This is a genomic window from Streptomyces sp. NPDC002076, assembly GCF_053593835.1.
On the sequence record NZ_JBSFDI010000007.1, the window covers coordinates 330,880 to 347,896 of the forward strand.

The following is a 17,017-nucleotide window of genomic DNA, read 5'->3' on the forward strand; positions in this document are numbered from 1 at the left end:
CCACACGGTCACCACGTTCATCGGCTGAACGCCGTTCGTACGTCCTTGAGGGCGCCCCCCGCCTAGGGGGGCGCCCTCAGCGCATGCCGAGGTCCGCCGTATGCCTTAACGTCCAGATATGAGCGATGCGGCGCCACCACGCAAGACTCCTGATCAACCGTGGCGCACCGAGGGCACCCCCGACGAATCGCCCCGGCGGCCCGGCGGCGGACGGATCCGTGGCGGAAAGTGGTGGGGGCTGCTCGTCACCGCGGTGATCGTCTTCCTGCTGGCCTATGTCGGACTGAACTATCTCGGCCAGGGCAACCAGCCGACCATCTCGTACACGGAGTTCAGCCGGCAGGTCGGCGCCGGCAATGTCGCGAAGATCTACTCCAAGGGCGACGCGATCCAGGGCCAGCTCAAGACCGCGCAGGCCAACCCCGAGGGCGGCGGGAAGTACACCAGGTTCAAGACACAGCGCCCGGCCTTCGCGAACGACAGGCTCTGGCAGAACCTGACCAGCCACGGGGTGACGGTGACCGCGCGGCCGGTCGTGCAGGAGCGCAGCCTCCTGGCCAACGTGCTGATGTCCCTGATCCCGATCGCGGTCCTGGTCGTGGTGTGGATCTTCTTCGCGCGGCGGCTCGGCGGGGCCCTGCCCGGCGCGGGCGGCCTCTTCGGCCGCCGGGCGCCGCCCAAACCGGTCGGGGTGCGGCCGGGCACCGAGCGCACGACCTTCGCGGACGTGGCCGGCATCGACGAGGTCAAGGGCGAACTGGACGACGTCGTCGACTTTCTGGAGCACCCCGACGTCTACCGCCGGATGGGCGCGAAGCTGCCCCGCGGTGTGCTGCTAGCAGGGCCGCCCGGCACCGGCAAGACCCTGCTCGCACGCGCGGTCGCGGGCGAGGCCGGCGTGCCCTTCTTCTCCGCCTCGGCGTCCGAGTTCATCGAGATGATCGTCGGCGTCGGCGCGTCCCGCGTCCGCGAACTCTTCGCCGAGGCCCGGAAGGTGGCGCCGTCGATCATCTTCATCGACGAGATCGACACCATCGGCCGGGCGCGCGCCGGCGGCGCTTCCATGAGCGGGCACGACGAGCGCGAGCAGACGCTGAACCAGATCCTGACAGAGATGGACGGCTTCTCGGGCGCGGAGGGCGTGATCGTCGTCGCCGCGACCAACCGCGCGGACATCCTGGACCCGGCCCTGACCCGTCCCGGCCGCTTCGACCGGGTGGTCAACGTGGCCCCGCCGGACCGGGCCGGGCGCGAGTCGATCCTGCGCATCCACACCCGGGACATCCCGCTCGCGCCCGATGTCGACCTGACCCAGCTGGCCCGTGTCACCCCGGGCATGACGGGCGCGGATCTGGCGAATCTCGCCAACGAGGCCGCGCTGCTCGCGGTGAAGCGCAAGCAGGAGCAGGTGACCGCCTCGGACATGTCCGAGGCGCTGGAGAAGGTCCAGCTGGGGGCCGAGCGCACCCTCGTGATGCCCGAGGAGGACCGCCGGCGCACCGCCTACCACGAGAGCGGCCACGCCCTCCTGGGCATGCTGCAGCCCGGCGCCGACCCGGTCCGCAAGATCACCATCGTGCCGCGCGGCCGGGCTCTCGGCGTGACCATGTCCACGCCCGAGGTGGAGCGGTACGCCCACTCGGAGGAGTACCTGCGCGGTCGCATCATCGGCGCCCTGGGCGGGATGGCGGCCGAGGAGGTCGTCTACGGAGTGGTCACCACGGGTGCGGAGAACGACCTCGAACAGGTCACCAACATCGCGCGCGGGATGGTGGCCCGCTGGGGCATGAGTGAGCGGGTCGGCCGCCTGTCCGCGCTCCCGAGCGATGCCCAGCAGGCCTACGGCCTCTCCGCCGCCCCGCAGACCCTCGATGTGATCGACACCGAGATGCGCCGGATCGTGGACGAGTGCTACGAGGAGGCGTGCCGCAAACTCCGCGACCATCGCGGCCAGTTGGACGCCCTCGCGCAGGCGCTGCTGGAGAACGAGACGCTGGAGGAGGCGGACGCGTACCGGATCGCCGGGATCACGCGCCTCACCAAGGACAGCGAGGTCTGAAAGGCTCCCTAGGGCACGCGCGCGACGAGGTAACGGAAGACGTTCGGCATCCACACGGTCCCGTCCGGGCGCCGGTACGGGTGCAGGGCCTCCGTCAGCTCCTTGTCGACCTGCTTGGCGTCCGTCGCCGTGATCGCCGCGTCGAACAGACCGGTCGACAGCAGCCCCCGTACGGCGCTGTCGACATCGGCGTACCCGAACGGACAGGCCACCCGCCCCGAGCCGTCCGGCTTCAGCCCCGCCCGCTGGGCGACCTCCTCCAGGTCGTCGCGCAGGGCGGGCCGCCAGCTGCGTGCGCTGCGCAGCGGATCGGCCAGTTTGGTCGCCACCCGCAGTACCGAGGAGGTGGCGCAGCGCTCCGGCGGACCCCAGCCGGCCAGCACCACGGCGGCCCCGCGCGCCGCCAGCGGCAGCGCCTCCGCCAGCAGCTCACCGAGCCCCTCGGAGTCGCCCGCGAGACACCCGATCGGCTCGAAGACGGTCACCAGGGTGTAGGCGGCGGTCTTCGCCCCGGCCGCGTCCCGGGGTGAGCCCGCGACGAGCTGCACGGCACGCGCGCGTGGCCCGCCGCTCGCGCCGCGCCCCCTGCCGTCGCCGTACGGAGCGCGCCCGGTGCCGCCGCGTGCACCGGACTCGGCGGGCTCGCCGGCGCTGTGTGCACCGGGGACCCCGCGCGCACCGCCGCCTCCATCCCGCGTCCCGGCCCGACCGGGACCGTCACCGCTGCCCACTGGCGCATCGGGTCCGCCGGGGAAACCCGGCCCGCCACGGCTGCCGCCGTGCTCCCCGGGCCGGCCGAAGGCGCTCCCGTCGGGGCCGCGCGAGGCGCCCGGCAGCAGGCGTTCGCGGGCGAGGGCGAGCCGCTCGGGCGAGGCGGCGTCGACACCGGTGACGCCGGCACCTCTGCCGGCCGCCAGCAGCAGCGCGAGCCCGGCGCCGCAGCGCAGGCCCAGCAGCCGGGTGGCGGGGCCCACTTCGAGCCGTTCGTAGACGGCTTCGTAGAGCGGCACCAGCATCCGCTCCTGGATCTCGGACCAGTCACGCGCGCGTGCGCACAGGTCCACGCGGGGTGCGGAATCCGCGTGAGGCATGTGCTGCCGCACGAGCGTAGGTGTCATAGGTAAGCGCCCCAATCCGCCGAGAGTTCACCGCTGTGCCCGGTTGCGTGGCCCCCGTGCCGTGCGCGCGCACTTCCCACGTATGCCAGGTAACTCCCGGCTCGCTGCCCCGTCCAGGGGTCGTGGGGCCCCGCTTGGGCTCCGGGCGCGGGTGTGGCGAGATTTCACGTCCCGGCAATCTGGATGGCCGTACGGTGTCCGCTCCGGGGGAACGAGCCGGTGCCGGCGGGGTCGGACGGCGGGGGGTAACGTCACGCGCGTCACTGACGCTGACCGGAGTGAGACCTCACGACGAGAGCGGCCGAAACGTCTCTTGCGCAACAGCCGACCACCCCTGCACCGGGGTCTGGACACCGGGCCGTAGCGCGGACTACGCACCAGCTTGGTAGGAGCTGTGTGGCTTCTCCGCAGATCAGCGCACCCGCCCTCGTCCGGACGCATCAGCGGCAACTGACGGGTACGTGCAAATTATTTGGGATGCCCCGGAATAGGAACACATTCGAGCCCCCGCTCGTTGTCATTACGTGAGCACGACACAGACACCACCTGTTCTCGCCGCAGAGCTGGCGCAGGCGTGGGCCGACATTCAGCGGTACCACCCCGAGCTGCCGGACCTTGCCGCGCCAGAATCCCTGATCGGAGAGTCGTCGTCCGCGTGTGGGCACGAGCTCTCCTTCGAGCGACTGCTCCATGAGGCAGTCCACGGCATCGCCGCCGCCCGTGGGATCCGCGACACCTCCCGCGCCGGCCGCTACCACAACCGCCGTTTTCTCGCGATCGCCGAGGAGCTGGGCCTCGACCACCCCGAGGAGCCGCACCCGAGCAGCGGTTTCTCGCTGGTCACGCTCAACCCCGAGGCCAAGCGGCGCTACCGCCCGACCATGGAGCGGCTGCAGCGCGCCCTGAAGGCCCACACGGCGGCGACTTCCTCGGACACCACCCGCAGCTTCCGCGGCCCGGCCGCCCGGCACGGCTCCTCCGGCGGCGGTGTCCGGGTCAAGGCGGTCTGCGACTGCGGTCGCAACGTCCGCGTGGTCCCCTCGGTCCTGGCCCAGGCGCCCATCGTCTGCGGCGGCTGCGGCAAGCCGTTCAGAATCCCGGAGGTCGCCGGAGCCGCGTGATCGCGAGCCGCGGAAGTACCGGCATCTCGTGGGTGCCGGGCTGCGGACGGCGACCGCGCGGTACGGGCAGCGCACCCGACGTGACCTCACCTCCACGCCGGGTGCCTCCCAGGCATGCCCGAAGCTCACCGGCGCACCCTCGGCCAGAAGCGACCCACAGGGTGTGGCACAATGGCTAGCTGTACTCGACAGCCGCACAGGACCCCTCTCTCCTCCGGCTGACGCGTCCATCGGGCACTCGGGTACCGCAACCCCACGCGGCAGCTCGCCGTGCCCAACCACGTCAAATCCAGGAGAACCCACTCCCGTGGCAGTCAAGATCAAGCTGAAGCGTCTGGGCAAGATCCGTTCGCCTCACTACCGCATCGTCGTCGCCGACTCCCGTACCCGCCGTGACGGCCGGGCCATCGAGGAGATCGGCAAGTACCACCCGACCTACAACCCGTCGGTCATCGAGGTGGACGCCGACCGCGTGGCGTACTGGCTGGGTGTCGGCGCGCAGCCGACCGAGCCCGTGCTCGCCATCCTGAAGAAGACCGGCGACTGGCAGAAGTTCAAGGGCGAGCCCGCCCCGGCGCCGCTGCTCGTCGCCGAGCCGAAGGCCGCGCGTCCGTCGTTCGAGGCTCTCGGCGGTGACGACGAGGGCAAGGGTGAGGCGATCACCCAGAAGAAGAAGGCTGAGAAGAAGGACGAGGCGGCCGCCGAGTCCGAGTCGACCGAGGCCTGAGCAGCATGCTCGAAGAGGCGCTTGAGCACCTCGTGAAGGGCATCGTCGACAACCCTGACGATGTGCAGGTCGCCTCGCGCAACCTGCGCCGCGGGCGCGTGCTCGAGGTCCGGGTCCACCCGGACGACCTCGGCAAGGTGATCGGCCGCAACGGCCGTACCGCGCGTGCCCTGCGCACCGTCGTGGGCGCCATCGGCGGTCGCGGTGTCCGCGTCGACCTCGTCGACGTGGACCACGTCCGCTGACGCTTCATCGCAACCGGCTCGGGCCGGGGAGGGCCACTGGCCGTCCCCGGCCCGCAGTCGTATGAGCAGGACGCCGGCAGGAGATGACAGGAGAATTGGACACGTGCAGCTGGTAGTCGCACGGATCGGCCGTGCCCATGGCATCAAGGGCGAGGTCACCGTCGAGGTACGCACCGACGAGCCGGAACTCAGGCTCGCGCCCGGCGCCGTACTCGCCACGGACCCCGCCTCCGCGGGACCGCTGACCATCGAGACGGGGCGCGTCCACAGCGGCCGCCTCCTCCTGCGCTTCGAGGGCGTCACCGACCGCAACGCCGCCGAGGCCCTGCGCAACACCCTCCTGATCGCCGAGGTCGACCCGGAGGAGCTGCCCGAGGGCGAGGACGAGTACTACGACCACCAGCTCATCGACCTGGACGTGGTCACCGAGGACGGGACGGAGGTCGGCCGGATCACCGAGATCTCGCACCTGCCCTCCCAGGACCTGTTCATCGTCGAGCGCCCGGACGGGACCGAGGTCATGATCCCCTTCGTGGAGGAGATCGTCACCGAGATCGACCTGGAGGAGCAGAAGGCGGTCATCGCGCCACCGCCCGGTCTGATCGACGACCGCGCAGAGATCGCGTCCCCCAGCGACACCGGGGAAGAGTCGTAATGCGCCTCGACGTCGTCACGATCTTCCCCGAGTACCTGGACCCGCTGAACGTCTCCCTCGTCGGCAAGGCACGCGCGCGTGGGCAGCTCGATGTCCAGGTGCACGATCTGCGCGCCTGGACCTACGACCGCCACAACACCGTCGACGACACGCCCTACGGCGGCGGCCCCGGCATGGTCATGAAGACCGAGCCCTGGGGAGACGCCCTGGACACGATCCTCGCCGACGGCTACGAGACCGGCGCCCAGGCCCCCGCGCTGATCGTCCCCACCCCCAGCGGCCGCCCCTTCACGCAGGAGCTGGCCGTGGAGCTCTCCGAGCGCCCCTGGCTGATCTTCACACCGGCCCGCTACGAGGGCATCGACCGGCGTGTCATGGACGAGTACGCCACCCGCGTGCCCGTCTACGAGGTCTCCATCGGCGACTATGTGCTGGCCGGCGGCGAGGCGGCCGTCCTGGTCATCACGGAGGCCGTCGCCCGGCTGCTGCCCGGCGTCCTCGGCAACGCCGAGTCCCACCGCGACGACTCCTTCGCGCCCGGCGCGATGGCGAGCCTCCTGGAAGGCCCCGTCTACACCAAGCCGCCCGTCTGGCGCGGCCGGGACATCCCGGAGGTGCTGCTCAGCGGCCACCACGGGAAGATCGCCCGGTGGCGCCGCGACGAGGCCCTCAGGCGCACGACCGCCAACCGGCCCGACCTGATCGAGCGCTGTGACCCCAAGGCCTTCGACAAGAAGGACCGCGAGATGCTCTCCATCCTGGGCTGGGAACCGGACCCGGAAGGCCACCCGTACGGCCGATTTTGGCGGCGGGCCGAGGGCATGGAAGAATAGACCGCTGTTGTGCGCCCGTCCGGCGTGCGCCCCTGCCACAGGGGGACACGACGCCCGCCCCGACCCGCACACGGCTTCGTGCAAACTCCTAGTTTCCGTTGATGACCTGTGGCATCAGCGAAGAAAGCAGACGAAATGTCTCACCTGCTCGACTCCGTCGACGCCGCGTCGCTGCGCAGCGACATCCCCGCCTTCCGCCCGGGTGACACCGTCAACGTCCACGTCCGCGTCATCGAGGGCAACCGCTCCCGTGTGCAGCAGTTCAAGGGCGTTGTGATCCGTCGCCAGGGCTCCGGCGTCCGCGAGACCTTCACGGTCCGCAAGGTCTCGTTCTCCGTCGGCGTCGAGCGCACCTTCCCGGTGCACACCCCGATCGTCGAGAAGATCGAGCTCGTCACCCGCGGTGACGTGCGTCGCGCCAAGCTGTACTACCTCCGTGACCTGCGCGGCAAGGCCGCGAAGATCAAGGAGAAGCGCGAGAGCTGAGCACTCTCCGGAGCCCATGGCCGGGCGGGATAGCATCTCGCCCCGATGGACACCGAAGCACAGCCGACGGAACGCGACCGCTCCTCCCACCCGGATTCCCCGGGGCCGGAGGGACGGTCGCGTTTCGCGTTGGTGGCGCGGATCGCCGACTGGGTGCCGGGCGGCCGGATCACCCTCACGCTCTTCCTCTGCCTGGCGTTTTTGCTCGTGCTCAACACTTTCGTGGTGCAACCGTTCCAGATTCCGAGCGGATCCATGGAACAGGGCTTGAGGATCGGGGACCGCGTTCTCGTAAATAAGTTGGCGTACGGTTTCGGTGCCCAGCCGCAGCGCGGCGACGTGATCGTGTTCGACGGTACGGGATATTTCGGGGACGCCGACTACATCAAGCGCGTGGTCGGTGTGGGGGGAGACCATGTGGTCTGCTGTGACAAGCAGGGGAGGATCGAGGTGAACGGCCGCGCCGTCGACGAGTCGGCGTTCCTCTATCCCGGGGACAGCGCCTCCAGCGTGCCCTTCGACGTCGTCGTTCCCGCCGGCCGGCTGTTCGTCCTCGGCGACCACCGCAGCGACTCCAGCGACTCCCGCGACCGTCTCGGCTCGCCCGGCGGCGGCATGATCCCGGTCGGCGACGTCATCGGCCGCGCCGACTGGATCCTGTGGCCGTACGACCACTGGACGCACCTGACGCGGCCCTCCGCCTACGCGCGCGTGCCCAGCACGGAGGGCGCGCATGGGTAACCGCGGCAAACCGCGCGGGGTGCCCGGCAGCCCCGCCGACAATCTGCTGCCCACCGGTTCGCGCCGCACCTCCGCGCCCGGCGGCGGCCGCACGCGCGCGGAGCGGCGGAAACTCCAGCGCAAGGTCAAACGCAAGCGCCGGCGTTCAGCCGTTCGGGAGATCCCTCTTCTGATCGGTGTCGCCGTCCTCATAGCCCTCGTGCTGAAGACCTTCCTCGTCCAGGCGTTCGTGATCCCGTCCGGCTCGATGGAGCAGACGATCCGGATCGGTGACCGCGTCCTGGTCGACAAGCTCACCCCGTGGTTCGGCTCCCAGCCGCAGCGCGGGGACGTCGTCGTCTTCCACGACCCGGGCGGCTGGCTGGCCGACGAGCAGACGGCCAAGAAGCACGACCCGGTCGTCGTCAAGCAACTCAAGGAAGGCCTCACCTTCATCGGGCTGCTGCCCTCCGACAACGAGAAGGACCTGATCAAGCGGGTCATCGGGGTCGGTGGCGACCACGTCAAGTGCTGTGACAAGCAGGGCCGGGTCACCGTCAACGGGGTACCGCTCACCGAGGGGGACTACATCTACCCGGGTGACGCTCCGTCCGCCCAGCCCTTCGACATCACCGTCCCCAAGGGCCGGTTGTGGGTCATGGGCGACCACCGGGGCAACTCCGCGGACTCCCGTTTCCACCAGGACACCCCGTACGGCGGAACGGTGTCCGAGAAATCCGTCGTCGGCCGGGCCGTCGCCATCGGCTGGCCGATCGGCCACTGGACACGCCTTCAGGAACCTAAAACCTTCGCAAGCGTGGCCGACTCCCCGTCTGGTGCGACCGCCGGTACCCCGCTGTCGCATAGGGTTGCCTCCGAGAATCCGAACGGAACGACCCAGCTCCCGACCCCTGCGGAACTCCCGCTCGTTATGGGAGTGGTGGGCCTGCGTCGTATGTGGTGCAGGCGGCGGCACAGAGTAAGGAGTTGGCGTGGGGGATGTGGCGGTTGGCGCACGGTCGGGGCACGACGGCGAGGAGCACCGCGGGCACCCCGTGGAAGCGCACGCCCCCGTGCCGGACAGCGCCATGACTTCCGGGAATGACGCGGCGGGCGACGAGGGCGCGCCCGACGACGAGCAGCGGCCGAGGGCCGAGGGCGCGGGTGCGGGCGAGGCCGCGGACCGGCCGAGGAAGCCCCGCTCCTTCTGGAAGGAGCTGCCGATCCTCGTCGTGATCGCGCTCGTTCTGGCGCTGTTGATCAAGACGTTCCTGGTGCAGGCGTTCTCGATCCCGTCGGCCTCGATGCAGGACACCCTCCAGGTGGGCGACCGCGTCCTGGTCGACAAGCTCACTCCGTGGTTCGGCTCCAAGCCCGAGCGCGGTGAGGTCGTGGTCTTCCACGACCCGGACGACTGGCTGGCGGGCGAACCGGCGGCGAGCCCGAACGCCGTGCAGCAGGTCCTCAGCTGGATCGGCCTGATGCCGTCCGCCAACGAGAAGGACCTCATCAAGCGGGTGATCGGCGTCGGCGGCGACACGATCCAGTGCAAGGGCACCGGCCCGCTGCTGGTCAACGGCCATGCGCTGAACGAGCCGTACGTCTACCCCGGCAACACGCCGTGCACCGATGACGAGACGGGCGGCCAGTTCAAGGTGACGGTGCCTCAGGGCTACATCTGGGTGATGGGCGACCACCGCCAGAACTCCCGCGACTCTCGCTACAACCAGGCCGACAAGCACCACGGCATGGTCCCGGTGAGCGACGTCGTGGGCCGCGCGATCGTCAAGGCCTGGCCGATCAACCACTGGGGCACCCTGCCGATCCCGGACACCTTCGACCAGCCCGGCATCAGCGACCAGTCCTCGGCGTCCGCGGCCCTGACGGTGGCCCCGCAGGGCGTGGCCATCGCCGCGGTGCTGCCGCTGGCGGTGTGGCGGCGCCGGCGCGCGGACCGGCTGGAGTCCAAGACCGAGCGCAAGGCGGCCGCGGGCAGCAGGTGACCGGACAGGTCCCGGCGCCCCCCGAGGGCGGGACGGTGGGCCGCCTGCGTGCCCACTCCGGCGACGCGCGAGCGGCCCGCTCTCCCCGGACCGGCTCGTGTACGTCGAGGACGGCAGCGGCGGCGTTCCCGAGCCGCTGAGCCCTTCGTACGGGCCGATCTGCCCCAGGCATCCGGAACCTGTGAGTCCGGCGCCTGCCGGGCCGTTGCCCCCGGTCCGGCGGCGGTCCTGGAACAGGGGCTGCCCCTGCCCGGTACTGCCGGGTAGGGTGCGGGTCCATGGGTGGCGAGAGCACGACGCGAACGGCCCCGCGCAGCGGCGGGACAGGCACGGCACAGCCCGGCGGCAGCCGGCTCGGACAGCGGCTGTCCTCGGTGGCCGTGGCACTGGGCCTGGTGCTGTTCCTCGGCGGATTCGCCTGGGCGGCGGTGACGTACCGGCCGTACACCGTGCCGACCAGTTCGATGACACCCACGATCGACGCCGGAGACCGGGTGCTGGCGCAGAAGGTCGACGGCGGTCAGGTGAAGCGCGGTGACGTCGTCGTCTTCACGGACAAGAGCTGGGTCACAGGCGCCAAGGTGGTCAAGCGGGTGGTCGCGGTCGGCGGCGACACCGTCTCCTGCTGCACGAACGGCAAGCTGACCGTCAACGGCAAGCAGATCGACGAGCCCTATCTGCCCAAGGGCAGCCTGGCCGAGATCCAGAACTTCCCGACGGTGACGGTTCCCCAGGGCCGGCTGTTCCTCCTCGGTGACGAGCGCCAGGGCTCCCTCGACTCCACGGCCCACCTCACCGACGCGGCCAAGGGCACGGTCTCCCGCGACGCCGTGAACGCCCGCGTGGACGCGGTCGTCTGGCCCTGGAAGGGCTCGCTGAAGCGCCCCACCGGCTTCGAGGCCCTCGGCACCCTTTCGCAGCCGGGTCCCCTGTCCACGATCGAGCTGCTGATCGCCGCCGGCGCCGTCCTGGTGCTGGCCGGCGGCGCCTACGGCCCGATCGCGAGTCGCATGGGCCGCTCCCGCGCGCGTACCGCCCGCCCGGAGGCGGCCGGTGTCCGCTGAGACCACGCGGACCGGCGAGGACTCGTACGGGGAGTCGTACGAGGGCGGGCTGCGCAAGGTGGCCCGGGTGGTCCTCCTCGACCCGGAGGACCGCATCCTGCTCCTGCACGGCCATGAACCGGACGATCCGGCCGACGACTGGTGGTTCACCCCCGGCGGCGGTCTGGAGGGCGCCGAGACGCGCGAGGAGGCCGCGCTCAGGGAACTCGCCGAGGAGACCGGCATCACGGACGTCGAACTCGGCCCGGTGCTGTGGCGCCGCATGTGCTCTTTCCCGTTCGCGGGCCGCCGCTGGGACCAGGACGAGTGGTACTACCTGGCCCGTACGACGCAGACGGCCACCGCGGCGCAGGGGCTGACGGAGCTGGAGCGGCGCAGTGTCGCCGGGGCGCGTTGGTGGACGTGTCAGGAACTGACCCGGGCACATGAGACGGTGTATCCGACCAGACTCGCCGAGCTGCTGCGCAGGCTGCTCGACGAAGGTCCTCCGGCCAGTCCTGTGACCCTCGATGCGGAAATCGTCTGAGGGCCCGTCGGACTGGCGCACAATGGGGGGATCGCACGGCTGAAGGGGAACATGCCATGAGCGCCGAGGACCTCGAGAAGTACGAGACCGAGATGGAGCTGAAGCTCTACCGGGAGTATCGAGATGTCGTCGGTCTGTTCAAATATGTGATCGAGACCGAGCGTCGTTTCTACCTCACCAACGACTATGAGATGCAGGTGCACTCGGTGCAGGGCGAGGTGTTTTTCGAGGTGTCGATGGCTGATGCCTGGGTCTGGGACATGTACCGGCCGGCGCGCTTCGTGAAGCAGGTGCGGGTCCTCACGTTCAAGGATGTGAACATCGAGGAGCTGAACAAGAGCGACCTGGAGCTGCCGGGCGGGTGACGGCTGCCGGTTGGTGTGGGGGACAGGGTTTTCCACAACCGCCGAGTTGTCCACCAAGATCAACATCTTGGGGCGGGATGCGTGACGGTTGGCGCCGGAGGTGGTGCCGACATGAACGCACGAGAAGCACTCGGCAAGTACGGCGAGGACCTGGCCGCCCGGAGGCTCGCCGCGACCGGAATGACGATCCTGGACCGCAACTGGCGCTGCGGCCGTTCCGGCGAGATCGACATCATCGCGCGGGACGGTGACGCACTCGTCGTCTGCGAGGTGAAGACCCGCAGGGGCGGCGGCTACGAACACCCCATGGCCGCGGTGACCCCCGAGAAGGCGGCCCGGCTGCGCGAGCTGGCCGAGCACTGGATCCACGCCCACGGAGGGGCACCGCCGGGCGGCGTCCGCATCGACCTGATCGGCGTCCTGCTGCCCCACCGCGGCGCCCCGTCCGTCGAGCACGTACGGGGGGTGGCCTGAATGGGGTTCGCCCGCACCTGTTCGGTGGCCCTGGTCGGCGTCGAGGGAGTGGTCGTCGAGGTCCAGGCCGACCTGGAACCGGGCGTCGCCGCCTTCACCCTGGTCGGCCTCCCGGACAAGAGCCTGACGGAGAGCAGGGACCGGGTCCGGGCGGCGGTGGTGAACTCGGGCGGCGAGTGGCCGCAGAAGAAGCTCACCGTCGGACTCAGCCCGGCCTCGGTACCCAAAGCCGGCTCCGGCTTCGATCTGGCCGTCGCCTGCGCGGTGCTCGGCGCCGCCGAGCGGATCGATCCGCGTGTCCTCGCGGACATCGTCATGATCGGGGAGCTGGGCCTGGACGGCCGGGTCCGACCGGTCCGCGGCACACTGCCGGCCGTGCTCGCGGCGGCCGACGCCGGCTACGAGCAAGTGGTCGTACCCGAGTGCGCAGCCGCCGAGGCCGCGCTGGTCCCCGGCGTCTCCGTGCTCGGCGTCCGCAGTCTGCGCCAGCTCATCGCGGTGCTCACCGACGAGCCCGTCCCCGAAGAGGAACCGGACGAGCAAGGCCGTCCCGACCCGCTCCTGGCCGGTCTGCGCGTGCCGGGCACGGGCGCGGCCACCGGCATGCACAGTGTCGGCACCGCACAGCACGAACACGATCACGACCTGGCGGACGTCGTGGGCCAGACCTCGGCCCGTACGGCCGTGGAGGTGGCCGCCGCCGGCGGGCACCACCTGTTCCTGGAGGGTCCGCCCGGCGCGGGCAAGACCATGCTCGCGGAGCGGCTGCCCGCCGTTCTTCCCCGGCTCACCAGGGAGGAATCGCTGGAGGTCACGGCGGTGCACTCGGTGGCCGGACTGCTGCCGCCGGGCAAGCCGCTCATCGACATGGCTCCCTACTGCGCCCCCCACCACTCGGCCACGATGCAGTCCCTCGTCGGCGGAGGCCCCGGCATCGCACGGCCCGGGGCGGTTTCCCTCGCCCATCGCGGCGTCCTGTTCCTGGACGAGGCGCCCGAGTTCCACAGCCAGACCCTGGACGCCCTGCGACAGCCGCTGGAGTCGGGCCATGTCGTGATCGCACGCAGCGCGGGCGTCGTCCGGTTCCCGGCCCGCTTCCTCATGGTGCTGGCGGCCAACCCCTGCCCCTGTGGACGCTTCTCGCAACGCGACTCCCTGTGCGAGTGCCCGCCCTCGGCGATCCGCCGCTACCAGTCCCGGCTCTCCGGTCCGCTGCTGGACCGGGTGGACCTGCGCGTCGAGGTCGATCCGGTCACCCGGGCCCAGCTCGTCGAACCGGGCGCCCGGGGCGAGTCCACGGCGACCGTGGCCGAGCGGGTACGGCAGGCCCGCGAGCGCACGGCGGCCCGCCTCGCCGGAACTCCCTGGCGCACCAACAGCGAGGTCCCCGGCCGCGAGCTGCGCAGCCGCTACCACCCCGTCGCCGGTGCGATGGACGAGGCCGAGCGCAACCTCGAGCGGGGCGTGCTCACCGCCCGGGGCATCGACCGGGTGCTGCGCGTCGCCTGGACGGTCGCCGACCTCGTCGGACACGACCGCCCGGACGCCACCGACGTCGCCCTGGCCCTGCAACTGCGCACCGGGGTGCCACGAGGGGTGCCGATGGCCATCGGGGCCCTGACATGACCACGGGCGAGGCCCCCGGAGACGAGCTGCTCGGGCGGGTCCTTCTCTGCCGAGTGATCGAGCCGGGGGACGAGGCCGGTGGGCGGTGGGTTCGGGAGTTCGGGGTGCGGGAGGTGGTGCGGCGGCTGCGGGAGGGCGTGCCGGCCCTGCCGGGGGTGAGCGAGGCGCGGTGGGCCGGTCTGGTCGCGCGGGCCCGGCGGGCCGAGCCGGAGCGGGATCTCGCGGTGGCCGGGGAGGCCGGGGCGCGGTTCGTGGGGCCCGGGGACGCCGAGTGGCCCGGACAGCTCGATGATCTGGGGGATGCCCGGCCGATCGGGCTGTGGGTGCGCGGGCGGGCCAGTCTGCGGATGTGGGCGCTCCGGTCCGTCGCCGTGGTGGGTGCGCGGGCCTGCACCGAGTACGGCGCCCATGCCGCCGCCACCCTCGCCGGCGGCCTCGCCGAGCGGGGCTGGGTCGTGGTCTCGGGCGGCGCGTACGGCATCGACGGCGCCGCCCACCGAGGCGCCCTCGCCGCCCGCGGAGCCACCGTCGCCGTCCTGGCCTGCGGTGTCGACCGGCCGTACCCGCGCGGCCACGCCGCCCTGATCAGCCGGATCGCGGAGCAGGGACTGGTCGTGGGCGAGCTGCCCCCGGGCGACCATCCGACGCCCAGCCGGTTCATCCTCCGCAACCGTGTGATCGCCGCCCTGACCAGAGGCACCGTCGTCGTGGAGGCCGCCTGCCGCAGCGGCTCGCTGGCCACCGCACGGGCCGCAGCGCGCCTCGGCCGCTTCACCATGGGCGTGCCCGGCCCCGTCACCAGCGCCCTCTCCGCCGGCGTGCACGAACTGCTGCGCGGAGAGGCCGCGCTGGTCACCGACGCCGCGGAGGTCGTCGAACTGGTGGGTGACATGGGTGAACTGGCGCCGGCCCGGCGCGGGCCCGTGCTGCCGCGCGACCTGCTGGAACCCGCCGCCCGCTCCGTCCTCGCCGCCCTGCCGGGCAATCGCGCGGCCACCGCGGAGGAGATCGCGCTCGGCACGCCGACCACCCGGGACGAGGCGATCGCGAGACTGTACGAACTCCGCGCACTTGGTTACGTCGAACGACACGGCGATGGCTGGAAGTTGACACGCCAGGCGGTGATGTCGGTCCGCACCGGTCGCGGTCCGTGCTGACCGAGCGTGTTCGGCCGTCCGGGGGAACCCCCGACGCCCTTGAGGTTTCCCGGAGTTGACACCCCGCCCGGTCACGCAGAGCGAGCCGCGGAACCAGCGCGCGACCCCGCCGAGAGCGCCCCGCGCACGGGTGGAGCCGCACTGTTCGCACACCGCGACACCTCAGTCACGCTACGCTCACGAAGGCGCCGACACGGATCGCGCCAACTCGACACCAGACCGACAGCTCACCCAGGCAGCCCACATCGCCCCCCGAACCCCAGCTCATCTCACTTCACAGCACTTCACAGCACTTCACGGCAGAACGGCACAAGGCGACGAATGCCCCAGCACACCTCCGGGTCCGACCGGGCGGCGATCCCCCCAGCCGCCCGCGACGGTGGCAGCGTGCGGCCGCCCGCTCCCTCGACGCTCGACGAGCTGTGGCGGTCGTACAAGGCGACGGGGGACGACCGGCTGCGGGAGCAGCTGATCCTGCACTACTCGCCGCTCGTGAAATACGTCGCGGGCCGGGTGAGTGTCGGTCTGCCGCCCAACGTCGAGCAGGCCGACTTCGTCTCCTCGGGCGTCTTCGGGCTGATCGACGCGATCGAGAAGTTCGACATCGACCGGGAGATCAAGTTCGAGACGTACGCGATCACCCGGATCCGGGGCGCCATGATCGACGAGCTGCGGGCGCTGGACTGGATCCCGCGGTCGGTGCGGCAGAAGGCGCGGAACGTGGAGCGGGCCTACGCCACCCTGGAGGCGCGGCTGCGGCGCACCCCGACCGAGGGCGAGGTGGCCGGCGAGCTGGGCATGGAGGTCGACGAACTGCACGCCGTGTTCAGCCAGTTGTCCCTGGCCAACGTGGTCGCGCTGGAGGAGCTGCTGCACGTCGGCAGCGAGGGCGGGGACCGGCTCAGCCTCATGGACACGCTGGAGGACACCGCCGCGGACAATCCCGTGGAGGTGGCCGAGGACCGGGAGCTGCGCCGCTTCCTCGCGCGGGCGATCAACACACTGCCCGAGCGGGAGAAGACCGTGGTCACGCTGTACTACTACGAGGGGCTCACGCTCGCCGAGATCGGCAACGTGCTCGGGGTCACCGAGAGCCGGGTCAGCCAGATCCACACCAAGTCCGTGCTGCAGCTGCGGGCCAAGCTGGCGAGCTTCGGGCGCTGAGGCCGGCGGCGCGGTCGGTGCCGTCGCGGCGAGTGGCTCCCGATCGGCTGGGGGCGTCCGTAAAGTGGTTGACGTGCCAAGGATTCGAGCGGCCTCCGTGGCCGAGCACCGGTCGATGCAGCGAGCCGCCCTGCTGGACGCGGCTCGGTCGTTGCTGTCCGAGGGCGGGACGGAAGCGCTGACGTTTCCCGCGCTGGCCGAGCGGACCGGGCTGGCGCGGTCGTCCGTGTACGAGTACTTCCGGTCGCGGGCCGCCGTGGTCGAGGAGCTGTGCGAGGTCGACTTTCCGCTGTGGGCGGCGGAGGTGGCGGCGGCGATGGAGCGGGCCGAGTCCGCCGAGGGCAAGGTCGAGGCGTATGTACGGCAGCAGCTGGCGCTGGTGGGGGACCGGCGGCACCGGGCGGTCGTCGCCATCTCCGCGAGTGAGCTGGACGCCGGGGCGCGGGAGAAGATCCGGGCGGCGCATGGCGGGCTCGTCGCGATGATCGCCGAGGCGCTCGGGGAGATGGGGCACGAGCAGCCTCGGCTGGCGGCGATGTTGCTGCAGGGGGTTGTGGACGCGGCCGTGCGGCGGATCGAGCTGGGGGCGGCGGAGGATCCCGCGGTGGTGACGGACGCCGCGGTGGCCATGGTGTTGCGGGGCGTGAAGGGCTGACGCCGGCTGCCGCCGGGCG

General features: G+C 71.4%; 19 protein-coding genes. 18 read left to right on the forward strand and 1 reads right to left on the reverse strand.

Annotation, left to right across the window (positions count from 1 at the left end; all coding sequences use genetic code 11):
* Window positions 1-118 precede the first annotated feature (118 nt).
* Complete coding sequence (ftsH, locus tag ACWCQS_RS18095) at window positions 119-2,059, forward strand: ATP-dependent zinc metalloprotease FtsH (RefSeq protein WP_451005310.1); 1,941 nt, start codon at window positions 119-121, stop codon at window positions 2,057-2,059.
* Window positions 2,060-2,067: 8 nt separating this feature from the next.
* On the opposite strand, the gene ACWCQS_RS18100 is transcribed toward ftsH, so the two are convergent.
* Entirely contained in the window at window positions 2,068-3,075 is a 1,008-nt protein-coding gene (locus ACWCQS_RS18100) for an SAM-dependent methyltransferase (RefSeq protein ID WP_451005349.1), read from the reverse strand.
* A 626-nt stretch (window positions 3,076-3,701) separates the two neighbouring features.
* On the opposite strand from ACWCQS_RS18100, the gene ACWCQS_RS18105 reads away from it, so the two are divergent.
* From ACWCQS_RS18105 to ACWCQS_RS18185, 17 genes are all read left to right on the forward strand, one after another.
* Window positions 3,702-4,298 (forward strand): hypothetical protein, encoded by a 597-nt coding sequence (locus tag ACWCQS_RS18105; RefSeq protein ID WP_388628043.1) that lies wholly within the window; start codon window positions 3,702-3,704, stop codon window positions 4,296-4,298.
* 307 nt (window positions 4,299-4,605) lie between these two features.
* Entirely contained in the window at window positions 4,606-5,025 is a 420-nt protein-coding gene (gene rpsP / locus ACWCQS_RS18110) for a 30S ribosomal protein S16 (protein WP_184970374.1), read from the forward strand.
* A gap of 5 nt (window positions 5,026-5,030) precedes the next feature.
* Window positions 5,031-5,270 carry an RNA-binding protein gene (locus ACWCQS_RS18115; protein WP_003973401.1) on the forward strand — a complete coding sequence of 80 codons (240 nt, stop codon included), beginning with the start codon at window positions 5,031-5,033 and terminating at the stop codon, window positions 5,268-5,270.
* 103 nt (window positions 5,271-5,373) lie between these two features.
* Window positions 5,374-5,925 (forward strand): ribosome maturation factor RimM, encoded by a 552-nt coding sequence (gene rimM, locus ACWCQS_RS18120; RefSeq protein WP_450980375.1) that lies wholly within the window; start codon window positions 5,374-5,376, stop codon window positions 5,923-5,925.
* Window positions 5,925-6,758, forward strand: a complete 834-nt coding sequence (trmD, locus tag ACWCQS_RS18125) for a tRNA (guanosine(37)-N1)-methyltransferase TrmD (RefSeq protein ID WP_451005311.1) — start codon at window positions 5,925-5,927, stop codon at window positions 6,756-6,758. Before rimM ends, trmD begins: the two co-directional genes overlap by 1 nt.
* Before the next feature lie 135 nt (window positions 6,759-6,893).
* Window positions 6,894-7,244 (forward strand): 50S ribosomal protein L19, encoded by a 351-nt coding sequence (rplS, locus tag ACWCQS_RS18130; protein ID WP_055704359.1) that lies wholly within the window; start codon window positions 6,894-6,896, stop codon window positions 7,242-7,244.
* A gap of 45 nt (window positions 7,245-7,289) precedes the next feature.
* On the forward strand, window positions 7,290-7,985 hold the full coding sequence (gene lepB / locus ACWCQS_RS18135; RefSeq protein WP_451005312.1) for a signal peptidase I: 696 nt from the start codon (window positions 7,290-7,292) through the stop codon (window positions 7,983-7,985).
* Entirely contained in the window at window positions 7,978-9,069 is a 1,092-nt protein-coding gene (gene lepB, locus ACWCQS_RS18140; RefSeq protein ID WP_451005313.1) for a signal peptidase I, read from the forward strand. Before lepB (ACWCQS_RS18135) ends, lepB (ACWCQS_RS18140) begins: the two co-directional genes overlap by 8 nt.
* Entirely contained in the window at window positions 8,957-9,967 is a 1,011-nt protein-coding gene (gene lepB, locus ACWCQS_RS18145; protein ID WP_451005314.1) for a signal peptidase I, read from the forward strand. The genes lepB (ACWCQS_RS18140) and lepB (ACWCQS_RS18145) overlap by 113 nt, the downstream gene beginning before the upstream one ends.
* A gap of 278 nt (window positions 9,968-10,245) precedes the next feature.
* Window positions 10,246-11,031, forward strand: coding sequence for a signal peptidase I (gene lepB / locus ACWCQS_RS18150; protein WP_451005315.1), 786 nt, complete (start codon window positions 10,246-10,248; stop codon window positions 11,029-11,031).
* Entirely contained in the window at window positions 11,021-11,557 is a 537-nt protein-coding gene (locus tag ACWCQS_RS18155) for an NUDIX hydrolase (RefSeq protein ID WP_451005316.1), read from the forward strand. The genes lepB (ACWCQS_RS18150) and ACWCQS_RS18155 overlap by 11 nt, the downstream gene beginning before the upstream one ends.
* A gap of 56 nt (window positions 11,558-11,613) precedes the next feature.
* The gene (locus ACWCQS_RS18160; RefSeq protein WP_003965949.1) at window positions 11,614-11,922 is read left to right on the forward strand and encodes a DUF2469 domain-containing protein; all 309 of its coding nucleotides are present in this window, start codon (window positions 11,614-11,616) and stop codon (window positions 11,920-11,922) included.
* A gap of 81 nt (window positions 11,923-12,003) precedes the next feature.
* A complete protein-coding gene (locus ACWCQS_RS18165) occupies window positions 12,004-12,396 on the forward strand; it encodes a YraN family protein (protein WP_451005317.1) in 393 nt (130 codons plus the stop codon).
* A complete protein-coding gene (locus ACWCQS_RS18170) occupies window positions 12,397-14,022 on the forward strand; it encodes a YifB family Mg chelatase-like AAA ATPase (protein WP_451005318.1) in 1,626 nt (541 codons plus the stop codon).
* Window positions 14,019-15,179, forward strand: coding sequence for a DNA-processing protein DprA (dprA, locus tag ACWCQS_RS18175; protein ID WP_451005319.1), 1,161 nt, complete (start codon window positions 14,019-14,021; stop codon window positions 15,177-15,179). The genes ACWCQS_RS18170 and dprA overlap by 4 nt, the downstream gene beginning before the upstream one ends.
* A 321-nt stretch (window positions 15,180-15,500) precedes the next feature.
* Window positions 15,501-16,343: an RNA polymerase sigma factor WhiG gene (whiG, locus tag ACWCQS_RS18180; RefSeq protein ID WP_388628014.1), complete on the forward strand. Its 843-nt coding sequence runs from the start codon at window positions 15,501-15,503 to the stop codon at window positions 16,341-16,343.
* 97 nt (window positions 16,344-16,440) lie between these two features.
* Window positions 16,441-16,998, forward strand: coding sequence for a TetR/AcrR family transcriptional regulator (locus ACWCQS_RS18185; protein ID WP_451005350.1), 558 nt, complete (start codon window positions 16,441-16,443; stop codon window positions 16,996-16,998).
* The last annotated feature ends 19 nt before the right edge of the window (window positions 16,999-17,017 follow it).